The sequence below is a fragment of the Bizionia sp. M204 genome (assembly GCF_023205095.1).
GTDB lineage: Bacteria > Bacteroidota > Bacteroidia > Flavobacteriales > Flavobacteriaceae > Algorimicrobium > Algorimicrobium hallyeonense.
This window is the reverse complement of record NZ_CP046242.1, coordinates 270,745-282,065: the sequence shown is the minus strand read 5'-3', so window position 1 is coordinate 282,065 and position 11,321 is coordinate 270,745. Positions and strand designations below refer to the sequence as shown.

General features: G+C 33.6%; 10 protein-coding genes. 6 read left to right on the top strand and 4 right to left on the bottom strand.

The genetic code is table 11. The features are described from left to right. Positions 1 to 149: 149 nt before the first annotated feature. The 6 genes from folE (at position 150) to GMA17_RS01300 (ending at position 4,766) form a co-directional block, all read left to right on the top strand. On the top strand, positions 150 to 827 hold the full coding sequence (gene folE / locus GMA17_RS01325; protein ID WP_248398274.1) for a GTP cyclohydrolase I FolE: 678 nt from the start codon (positions 150 to 152) through the stop codon (positions 825 to 827). 132 nt (positions 828 to 959) lie between these two features. After that, positions 960 to 1,322, top strand: a complete 363-nt coding sequence (locus GMA17_RS01320; protein WP_248398271.1) for a four helix bundle protein — start codon at positions 960 to 962, stop codon at positions 1,320 to 1,322. A gap of 59 nt (positions 1,323 to 1,381) precedes the next feature. Then, the gene (gene cysS, locus GMA17_RS01315) at positions 1,382 to 2,860 is read left to right on the top strand and encodes a cysteine--tRNA ligase (protein WP_248398268.1); all 1,479 of its coding nucleotides are present in this window, start codon (positions 1,382 to 1,384) and stop codon (positions 2,858 to 2,860) included. Positions 2,861 to 2,903: 43 nt separating this feature from the next. After that, positions 2,904 to 3,140, top strand: a complete 237-nt coding sequence (gene yidD, locus GMA17_RS01310) for a membrane protein insertion efficiency factor YidD (RefSeq protein WP_248398266.1) — start codon at positions 2,904 to 2,906, stop codon at positions 3,138 to 3,140. Between the two features lie 196 nt (positions 3,141 to 3,336). Continuing rightward, positions 3,337 to 4,263, top strand: a complete 927-nt coding sequence (gene lgt / locus GMA17_RS01305) for a prolipoprotein diacylglyceryl transferase (protein ID WP_248398263.1) — start codon at positions 3,337 to 3,339, stop codon at positions 4,261 to 4,263. Between the two features lie 5 nt (positions 4,264 to 4,268). After that, a complete protein-coding gene (locus tag GMA17_RS01300; RefSeq protein ID WP_248398261.1) occupies positions 4,269 to 4,766 on the top strand; it encodes a DUF192 domain-containing protein in 498 nt (165 codons plus the stop codon). Between the two features lie 331 nt (positions 4,767 to 5,097). Here GMA17_RS01300 and secDF read toward each other — a convergent pair whose 3' ends face one another. The 4 genes from secDF to GMA17_RS01280 form a co-directional block, all read right to left on the bottom strand. Further along, entirely contained in the window at positions 5,098 to 8,061 is a 2,964-nt protein-coding gene (secDF, locus tag GMA17_RS01295; RefSeq protein WP_248398259.1) for a protein translocase subunit SecDF, read from the bottom strand. Between the two features lie 160 nt (positions 8,062 to 8,221). Then, positions 8,222 to 8,884, bottom strand: coding sequence for a hypothetical protein (locus GMA17_RS01290; protein ID WP_248398257.1), 663 nt, complete (start codon positions 8,882 to 8,884; stop codon positions 8,222 to 8,224). Between the two features lie 75 nt (positions 8,885 to 8,959). Further along, on the bottom strand, positions 8,960 to 9,886 hold the full coding sequence (gene mdh, locus GMA17_RS01285; RefSeq protein WP_248398255.1) for a malate dehydrogenase: 927 nt from the start codon (positions 9,884 to 9,886) through the stop codon (positions 8,960 to 8,962). Between the two features lie 230 nt (positions 9,887 to 10,116). Then, positions 10,117 to 11,106, bottom strand: coding sequence for a hypothetical protein (locus GMA17_RS01280; RefSeq protein ID WP_248398252.1), 990 nt, complete (start codon positions 11,104 to 11,106; stop codon positions 10,117 to 10,119). Positions 11,107 to 11,321 lie beyond the last annotated feature (215 nt).

The following is an 11,321-nucleotide window of genomic DNA, read 5'->3' as shown; positions in this document are numbered from 1 at the left end:
ATTATACATTTAAATTTTGTGGTGTAAATTAAGAAAAATTTAAGGAAACCTTACCAATTTTTGTATGAAATTAATTGTTTGTTAATTCAGTTATCAAAAAAATGGAATTCCTTATCTTTGCAGATTAAAAACCTATTTATTTCGAAATAATGAAAATTAATGATAATACAGCTGATTTTGATGCCATTGGAGATGACCATGTAGGAACATCGGCTGACACACCATTACGAAGCGATGCTTTTGTTTTAAATTCAGAAGAAAAAATAAAAATTATTAAAGAAGATGTGCGCCATATTATGGAAACACTCGGTCTTGATTTAACAGACGACAGCCTTCAAGGCACGCCAAACCGCGTAGCCAAAATGTTTGTTAATGAAATTTTTGGCGGTTTAAATCCGGAAAAAAAACCAAGTGCTTCAACCTTTGATAATAAATATAAGTATGGTGAAATGCTTGTTGAAAAAAACATTACAGTATACTCAACCTGCGAACATCATTTGTTACCAATAGTAGGTAAAGCCCATGTAGCATATATTTCTAACGGAACCGTTGTTGGGTTATCTAAAATGAACCGAATTGTTGATTATTTTGCAAAACGGCCACAAGTACAAGAACGCTTAACCATTCAGGTTGTTAAGGAACTACAAAACGTATTAAATACGGATGATGTTGCTTGCGTTATAGATGCGAAGCATTTATGTGTCAATTCACGTGGGATTCGCGATACGGAAAGTAGTACTGTTACTGCCGAATTTGGTGGAAAATTTAAAGAAGCAGGAACGCGACGTGAGTTTTTAGATTATATTAAATTGGATACTGCCTTTTAATGTTAGTTGTAAAGTTGTTTGTTGTGGAGTTGCCTGTTCAATGATATAAAAGTTAGTTAAAAAACCTCTAATTATCAAATTTTTTCTCGAAGCGCTAAACAAGAAAATAACTAAACGAAATACATAAAAATCATGTATATATATTTTTTTAAAAAATTAGATGTTTGGAAAGAAGCGATTCAATTAGCGGTTAAAACTTATAAAATAACAGATTTATATCCTTCCGAAGAAAAATTTGGACTTATCTCCCAAATGGGACGCTGTTCTGTTTCGGTGCCATTGAATATTGCCGAAGGTACAACCAGATTAACTAATAAATATAAAGCATGTTTTACGACGATTGCTTATAGTTCTTCGCTTGAATTATTGAACCAAACTATAATTTCAAAAGAATTAGATTTCATTTCAGAAGACAATTATAATAATATGAGATTAGACCTAGAATCAATGACCCATAAAATTAATGCATTAAGAAATCATTTTTTGAATTCTTAAAATATACTTTTCTAGCCGAAAATAAAGTAACTTAACAACTCTACGACAAACACCAAAACATGCAATTATACAACCAACAAACCATAAAAATTTACAACACATTAAGTGGTGAAAAAGAAACGTTTAAATCCATCACCGATGGCTATGTTGGCATGTACGTTTGTGGCCCAACGGTTTATAGCAATGTCCATTTAGGAAATGTACGAACGTTTATGTCTTTCGATATGATTTTTCGATATTTCCAACATTTGGGCTATAAAGTGCGTTATGTCCGTAATATTACGGATGCTGGTCATTTAGAAAATGATGCCGATGTTGGTGAGGATAAAATCACTAAAAAAGCGCGATTAGAAGCTATTGAACCTATGGAAATTGTACAGCGGTACACGGTTGATTTTCATAATGTATTAAATAGGTTTAACTTTTTACCGCCTAGTATTGAACCAACTGCAACGGGTCATATTATTGAGCAGATAGAGCTCATCCAGACCATTATAGATAATGGGTTTGCTTATGTGGTAAATGGTTCGGTATATTTTGATGTTCATAAATACAATGAATCCAATGAATACGGGATTTTAAGCAAACGAAAATTAGAAGATTTAATTCATAATACACGAGCGCTTGATGGCCAAAGTGATAAGAAAAATCCACAAGATTTTGCGCTTTGGAAAAAAGCAGAGCCTGCTCATATTATGCGTTGGCCATCACCTTGGAGCGATGGTTTTCCAGGATGGCATTTAGAGTGTACAGCTATGAGCACCAAATATTTGGGTGATTATTTTGATATTCATGGTGGCGGAATGGATTTAAAGTTCCCGCATCACGAATGTGAAATTGCACAAAATCAAGCGGCTAAAGGTCAGACGCCCGTAAAATATTGGATGCATGCTAATATGCTTGAATTGAATGGTGCAAGAATGAGCAAATCAACGGGTAACTATATCAATCCAGCTGAATTGCTTTCTGGTGATAATGATATTATGTCCAAAGCCTACAGCCCTAGTGTTATTCGATTTTTTATGATGCAAGCATCTTATAGAAGTGTTTTAGATTTAACGGATGCCGGGCTTGATTCCAGTGAAAAAGGGTTTAAGCGATTGATGGATGCCGTTAATTTAGTGGAATTGCTAAAAACGTCCAGCACATCTACTCATAATATTTCCAAATGGAAACAGTCGTGTTATGATGCTATGAATGACGATTTTAACACACCAATTCTTATTGCTCATTTATTTGAAGCGGTGAAATTTATTAACCAAATTCATGATGGTTCGGCAACGATTACTGCTACGGATTTAGACATGCTTAAAACAACCATGTACGCTTTTATTTTTGATATTTTAGGATTAGAAAACACGAAGCAAACTGATAATTCATCTGAAAAATTATCAGGTGCTGTGGAATTACTCATTAAGTTACGCCAAGAAGCACGTGCGAATAAGGATTTTGCATTATCAGATCAAATTCGTGATGAGCTAGCTGAAGCTGGAATTCAATTGAATGATAGTCGTGAAGGAACCACCTTTTCATATTAAGCCTCTCCTAAATCCTCTCCAAAGGACCGGACTTTTATGCTTTATGAAAAAAATACTCACATATCCATTTCTTTTAATAATTAAGATTTATCAAATCTTCATTTCCCCGTTGACACCTGCTACATGCCGGTTTCAACCTACCTGCTCCCATTATGCAAAAGAGGCATTGGAAAAACATGGTTTTTTTAAAGGTGGGAAATTGGCGGTTATTAGGATTTTTAGTTGTCATCCATGGGGAAGAAGCGGTTATGATCCGGTTCCGGAAAAGGATGATCTATAAGATTGAAGTTGAAAAGGAAATTGTCATTCAGAACGCCATGATGAACCTTCATAAATTATACGCAGTTAGGAAAGGAGATTCTTCAGTCATCTCTCCTTCTGAATGACAAACTAAATTAAAAATAACATTTCATTATAAGTTGTTGCTTTCGTATCCATTTCCAATTGCATATATTTACGCACACAAACGATGACATATGTTTATACTACAATTTGATTGGAATCCAATTACGGGATTAGATCTTTTCGGAATTTTCGAATTACACTTTTATAGTGTTATGTGGATTGTTGCCTTCCTTTTAGGTTTTCAAATCATGAAACGAATTTTTCTAAAAGAAAACGTAAATCTAGATTATTTAGACCCTCTATTTATTTATACCGTTTTGGCTACTATGCTTGGTGCCAGATTGGGTCATGTACTTTTTTACCAATCCGAATTGATTTCAGAAGATTTCTTTAGCATCTTTTTACCATTTAGTTTTAAAGGTGGCTTTCAATTTACCGGCTTCCAAGGATTAGCTAGTCATGGTGCAGCCATTGGAATTATAATAGGCATGTATTTATATCGAAGAAAATACAAATATAAATCACTAATGTGGATTTTAGATCGCGTGGTGATATCCGTTGCTTCTGGTGCTGTTTTTATCAGAATTGGTAACTTTATTAATTCTGAAATTATAGGAAAAATAACCGATTCACCTTTAGGTGTTCGTTTTGTTCAAGATTATTACAGTAAAAGACAGATTGTAGCTGAAACAGGTATTGAAAACTATAAAGAAGCATATGCGGCCGTGACTAACAATCCGCAGTTTCAACATTTATTAGATGCGGTTCCTGTTCGTCATCCGGCACAATTATATGAATCGTTTTGTTATATATTCGTTTTTCTTATCCTTTGGTTTATTTATCAGAAAACCAATAAAGGACAACAAAGCGGCTACTTATTTGGACTATTTTTAGTGTTATTATGGACCATTCGTTTCTTTGTAGAGTTTGTAAAAGAACCACAAGGCGATGAATACATTACGTTTCTTGGTTTAAACACAGGGCAAATGTTAAGTGTGCCATTTATAATAATTGGACTCTATTTTATGTTTCTGTATAAACCCAAAACCAGTAGCTAGTTTCTATGATACGTTCGTATTTTAAAATTGTTTGTTTATCTGCAACCTTATTTGTTTTGGCCTTCACATCGTGCAAAGATGAACCGAAAAAACCGAAGCAAGCTCAAGTCACTTTTAAGAAAGAAGGCACCTTACAACTTATAAAAACAGCCAACGATTCGGTTGTTTCTACATTAGATATTGAAATTGCTGATAACGAGTTTGAAACCCAAACGGGACTAATGTATCGGGAATCCATGAAGGCGAATCGTGGGATGTTATTTATTTTTCCAAACGAACAACCGCGTTCATTCTACATGAAAAATACGCGTTTTGCTTTGGATATTATTTATTTAGATACCAATAAAACCATCGTTAGCTTTCAGGAAAATGCACAACCATTTAATGAAGGCTCCTTACCTTCCAATGCAGCAGCAAAATATGTATTAGAGGTTAATGCTGGCTTGGTTAAAACATGGAATTTAGAGGTTGGAGATAAGATGACATTTTCCAAAACGAACTAATATTAATATTTAATATAACTTCAAATTTTGAGCCACTATTTTAGTGCTCTTTATATAGACCTAACCCTATTGTAAATTAAAAATAGCTATATGTTTAGTCTGTTTTAAGGGTTACTATTTAATGACTTCTATTAGACCTAACAGGTTTTTAAAACCTGTTAGGTCTTTTTATATATAAAATCTTTGGGTTACTCTCATATTACCCATTCTTGTTGCCATGAATCAATAAACTAGTGTTTCCAGTACCCACTAGAACACAAGCATACGAACCATAAAAAAAGCCTTTTTGAACTGAATCAAAAAGGCTTTTTAATATATTTAATTTTATAGATTAAGCAATTTCCGCTTCTTCTACTTTCTCTTTTTCTTTTAATGCATTGGCAGCATCGCCTTTTTTAACAGCATCATACATTAAAGGTGTTGCAATAAATAAGGACGAGTAAGTACCTACTATAACACCAACAATTAATGCAAACATAAAGCCTCTAATAGAATCACCACCAAAAATGAAGATGGATAATAATACCACTAATGTTGTTAAAGAGGTATTTAATGTTCTACTTAATGTACTACTTAATGACACATTAATTACTTTATTAAATGGCCAGCTTGTATGTTCATTAAAGAATTCACGAATTCTATCAAATACAACTACCGTATCATTTAATGAGTAACCAATAACCGTAAGGATAGCTGCAATAAATGCTTGATCTATTTCCATACTAAATGGCATATACTTATACGTTAAAGAGAAAACACCTAATAAAATTAATACATCATGGAATACAGCCGCAACCGCACCCAATGAGAATTGCCATCTTTTAAATCGGATTAAGATATATAAGAATACGACTACTAATGATCCGAAAATTGCCCATATAGATGATTTTTTAATATCATCAGCAATGGTTGGACTCACTTTGTAATATTTCATTAAACCAACTGTTTTACCTTGGTCATCACTAATAAACTCGTCATAAGTAAGACCTGGCATATAAGGCTGCAACTCTGTGTATAATGTATTTCTGATTTCCTCATCAATAGCATTATCTGTTTCGTTCACCTTATATTTCGTGGTAATTTTAAGCTGATTAGCATTACCAAAGGTTTTCGCTTCAGCACTACCAAAGGCATCTGCTAAAGTTTCAGAAATTTCGTTAGCACTAACAGGTTCTGCAAAACGCACTTGGTAGGTTCTACCACCAACAAAATCTACACCTTGATCCAGACCGTTTGTAAACAAAGACCCTAAACTTACAAGAATAGCAACCGTTGAAATGATATAAGCAACTTTACGTTTCTTTAAGAAATTGATGTTGATATTTCTGAAAAGATTTTTAGTAATTGCTGTTGAGAAATCTAAATTTCCGTTTTTATTAGCATACCAGTCCACAAATAATCTTGTAATAAAGATTGCCGTGAATAACGAGGTTGCTATACCAATTAATAAAGTTGTAGCAAATCCTTTAATAGGACCTGTTCCGAATATGAATAAAATTAAAGCTGTTAAACCTGTTGTAATGTTGGCATCTAAAATAGAAGACAATGCATTGCTAAAACCATCATTGATAGATTCTTTCAAGCCTTTACCTTTAGCAATTTCTTCTCGAATACGCTCAAAGATAAGTACGTTAGCATCCACAGACATACCAATAGTTAATACAATACCAGCAATACCAGGTAATGTTAATACGGCTCCTAATCCAGATAATACACCAAAGATTAATACAATATTAAATATCATGGCAATATCAGCAAATAAACCTGCTTTACCGTAGTAAAGGAACATCCACACTAATACTAAAGCTAATGCAATAAGGAATGAATTTTGACCACTTTCAATAGCTTCTTGACCTAATGATGGACCAACAACTTCACCTTGAATAATATCGGCTGAAGCTGGTAATTTACCAGCACGTAAAACGTTAGCTAAATCCGTTGCTTCATTTAGCGTAAAGTTACCAGAAATGGATGAATTACCTCCAGAAATGGCACCTGTAGAAACGCCAGGTGCAGAATACACCACGTTATCTAAAACAATAGCAATGTTTGAACCTTCTGTAAATGCTTTACCAGTCATTTCTTCCCAGATTTTAGCTCCTTTAGAGTTCATAACCATTGAAACCGTTGGTTTACCCATTGGATCGTATTCTTGACGTGCATCTGTAACAACGGCACCACTTAATTGAGGTACGTTGTCTCGGTTGCCATCTAAAGCATATAATTCAACAACTTCACTATCTTTTGCAGGCTTCCCAAAGGCAAACTTTGTAAAACGTTGTTCGCCTGGTAATAATGATCTTACTTGAGGCATGTTTAAATAGCCTAATACTTTTTCTCTATCCCTAAGGTTTACCATAGCAATGGTAGCTGGGTTTTGAGATTGGAATAATAAATCACGTAATGGATTAATTTCTGTAGACGTAGAATCTGGATCTGCTCCTAATAAATCTTCAATAGCCGTATCTTCAGAATCTTGAGACTCGGTTTCAGCAACTTCTTCTGTTTTTGGTGCTTCTAATTCTTTAAGAAGGTTGTTAGCATCAAATAAGAATTGTCCAAACAAATCACGTTTAGATACTTCCCAGAACTCTAATTGGGCTGTACTTTGTAATAATTTAAGAGCACGCTCTTTGTCTTTAACTCCTGGAAGTTCTACTAAAATACGACCTGTATTACCCAAACGCTGAATACTTGGTGATGTTACACCAAACTCATCAATACGTTTACGCAATACTTCGAAAGCAGAAACGATAGATTCGTCAATTTTACGTTCTATAATTGGTTTTACTTCAGAATCTGTCATGCTACCTTCTATTTCGCCATCAAGTGCGCGTGTATAGAAAATATCTGGTGAGGCTAATTTAGTATCGCCTTTAATTTTATCAAATTCTAGGAAAAAGTCTTCAACAAATGTATTCTGACTGTTCTTTTGTACTTCGGCTGCATTTTCTAAAGCTTGATTAAAAACTGGATCTTTACTGTAGTTTGCCAATCCTTTTAAAATATCTTTTACCGATATTTGAAGAATAACACTAACACCACCTTTTAAATCCAAACCAAGGTTCATGGCGTTTTCTTTAACCTCTGAATAGTTATAGCTAGCTACACCCAAGTTATAAACCTCCTCATTATCAAGAGAATCCAGATATTTGCGCTCTTTTACCTCATCGCCATTTGCATACGCCGCAGCTTGGTCGTCAATACTATTTGCCTTAAAAGTGAAAGACAACTGGTAAATACTTACCAGTCCAAACAAAATTGCAAACAGTTTTACTAATCCTTTATTTTGCATTATGTGTTAAATTATAATTTATTGTTGATATTTTTAAAAACGAGCAAATATATATCTTCTATAATGATTTAACAAAAGGTTTGCATAGTTTCTGTTCGATTTTAAACAAAAAAAAACAGCTTATTCAGCTGTTTTTTCATTATTATAAATTAAATAAAAATTACATTCCCATTAATTTATCTGTTTCTTTGTAACCTTCTGGCGGTGTCATATCAAATTTATCAGCAGAAACCGTTTCTTTATTAATTTCTGTAACTTCACTTGTAATAGTTAATGCCATTCCCATTTGACTTACATCCATTTTCATATATAATGGAAATCCATCAATTTGAGCACCCATTTGTGCCACTTGCGGATTCATAGCTTGAATTTTATCAGTTACATAGATATCCATAGCTATATTTGCTCCTTCTTTTTCAAGCGTTACATTGTATTCTTGACACACGTAACCTAAGATAGTTTTGGTTTCATCACCCTTTACAACTTTCATACCTGCCGTATCTTCTTCACTTGGCTTCATGTCCGAAATTGTATAACTTTTTCCAGTCATTTGGTTGTCCATATACGTTAACATTTTGTTGGTTTCACCATTCAAAATAGTTGTCGTGTTTCCAGACATTAAGTTAAATGTTTCAGAACGTGTTTTATCGGATTTAAAATAGGTGGTTGTAAGAATATCTCCTACCATAGCTAATTGCGCTTGCATTTGCTCATTATCACTAGACATGGTTTGTTTAGATTTTACAACACCTTCAGTCATTGCTTCTTGCGCAAAACCTGTCAGGCTCATTGCGAATACTAAAACAAAAATTAGTTTTTTCATTTGATTTTTTTTTAAATTATTTATTGATTAATAGTTGCTTTAGTCATCTAGAACAACGGATTTCAGTTTATACAATTATAATGCCAAAAGGCCATTTGTTTTTCTTACACCTTCGGCACTTTCTTGCATATGTGCTTTTTCAGCATCCGATAAATTGATTTCAACAATTTTTTCAATACCGTTACGACCTAAAATTACTGGTGCTCCAATACAAATATCATTTAAACCATATTCACCTTCCAATAATACAGAGCATGGAAACATTTTTTTCTGATTGCATGCAATAGCCTGAACCAAACCACTTACTGCAGCTCCTGGTGCATACCAAGCCGATGTTCCTAATAATTTTGTTAAGGTTGCGCCTCCAACTTTAGTATCTTCTAAAACTTGGTTTAAACGATCTTCTGATAAAAATTCAGAAACCAACACCGAGTTACGGGTTGCTAAACGCGTTAATGGCACCATTCCTGTATCACTATGACCTCCAATTACCATTCCGTCCACATCACTAATAGGTGCTCCTAAAGCTTCTGCTAAGCGGTATTTAAAACGTGCCGAATCTAATGCGCCACCCATTCCAATAATACGGTGTTTTGGCAAACCTGTTGTTTTATGTACTAAATACGCCATGGTATCCATTGGGTTACTTACCACAATGATAATCGTTTCTGGAGAATGCTCTATTAAACTAGAAGAAACCGACTTTACAATACCAGCGTTAATTCCGATTAATTCCTCACGTGTCATACCTGGTTTTCTAGGAATACCAGAAGTAATTACACAAATATCACTATTGGCAGTTGCCGAATAATCATTAGTAATACCAGTTATTTTTGTATCGAATCCATTTAATGAGGCTGTTTGCATTAAATCCATAGCTTTACCTTCAGCAAAACCTTCTTTAATATCCAACAGAACAACTTCCGATGCGAAATTTTTAATGGCTATGTATTCTGCACAACTGGCTCCTACTGCTCCAGCTCCTACTACTGTTACTTTCATGTATATATGATTTTTTTATTTGTGAAACATTAATTTTTACAAATTTAATATTTTTATACCATATATGTTTGAAGATTTCATAAAATCTATTCTACTAAAGTCTTAATGAGAAATCAGAAAGAACATATAGACGCTTTGATATTTTGAAATGACGTATTAAAAGTAAAAGCGCAAGGTTAACACTTGCGCTTTTAAAACATACTATATTCAATTTAATTAGAGTTATTTTACTAACTACCAATATTTATATCAATTGGACCAACCCATTCCGTTCTTGAACCATCTAAACATACTGCTCGTACATAAAAGTCATAATTGGTATTTTGAGCTAAATTATAAAAAGGCCATCCCGCATTATCCGAAACATTAACAGAACCAGAACTTGCAGGCTGATTATTCCCTACTACAACATGTTCAAAATTACGCTCTCCATTGTATGACCATCTAAAAACAGCTCCAACTGCCTGACCTAAACCGTTACGTTCTATTTCAGTGGTAATATTGGATGGTGGATTGCATAAATTCTGATCATATTCCGCGAAATAGCTTACAGGACCTACCCAATTACTAAAACCCAAATTATTATTGCAATAGGAACGAACATAAAAATCGTAGGTGTTTCCTGAAACTAATGACGCATCGGAAAAACTTTCGCTATTTGTTATTGCTAATTCACCACTTCCTATTTGAAACCCTTGATTTCCATATTCTATTTGAAAGTAAGATGCGTCTGTATCATTGTAATAGGTGGTCCAATAGGCTGTTCCGGATTGCACTGCAAAATCATACGGCTCTTGGCAATATTCTTCGATGCTCAAAACTATAGGACCTTGCCATTTTGTTAAATTACCATTGCTACATTGTGCTCTAATGAAAAAGCTTAAAGTTTGATTATTTTCTGCATAAAAGTACAAACTCTCGTCTATTATTGTTGCTTGAGATACATTGGTTGTAGTAAAACCCTCATTCAAAAAGAAAAAATCGCTATTTACGTCCTGATTACTAATATTTGTCGTTTGGTCGTAACCTATTTCAAAATAGTTAAAAGAGTTTTGTGTTTGGTAATTAAAAACTAACTCATTTCCATTTTGAACAACACTCGACAAACTTACAACGCCACATTCATTAGCACTTCCATCATCATTAGACTCGTCTGAATCCTTGGAACAGCCTTGTGTCAAAATAAAAACACAACTTAATAAGAATAATCCTTTTTTCATTTTTTATAATTATTGGTAAAATTTTTGGTAAAATATTATTAAACGCGCGAAAATAACAATATTTTGATATTTAAATCACAAATTAAGTACAAAAAGAGTCATTTTAATGTAAATACACATCTCCTATTTACAGAACACCTGTGGACTAAAAATATTATTATAGCTTCTAAAATGTTATTTTGAAAGCTATTAAGACGCGAAATTTTTAATGGCTA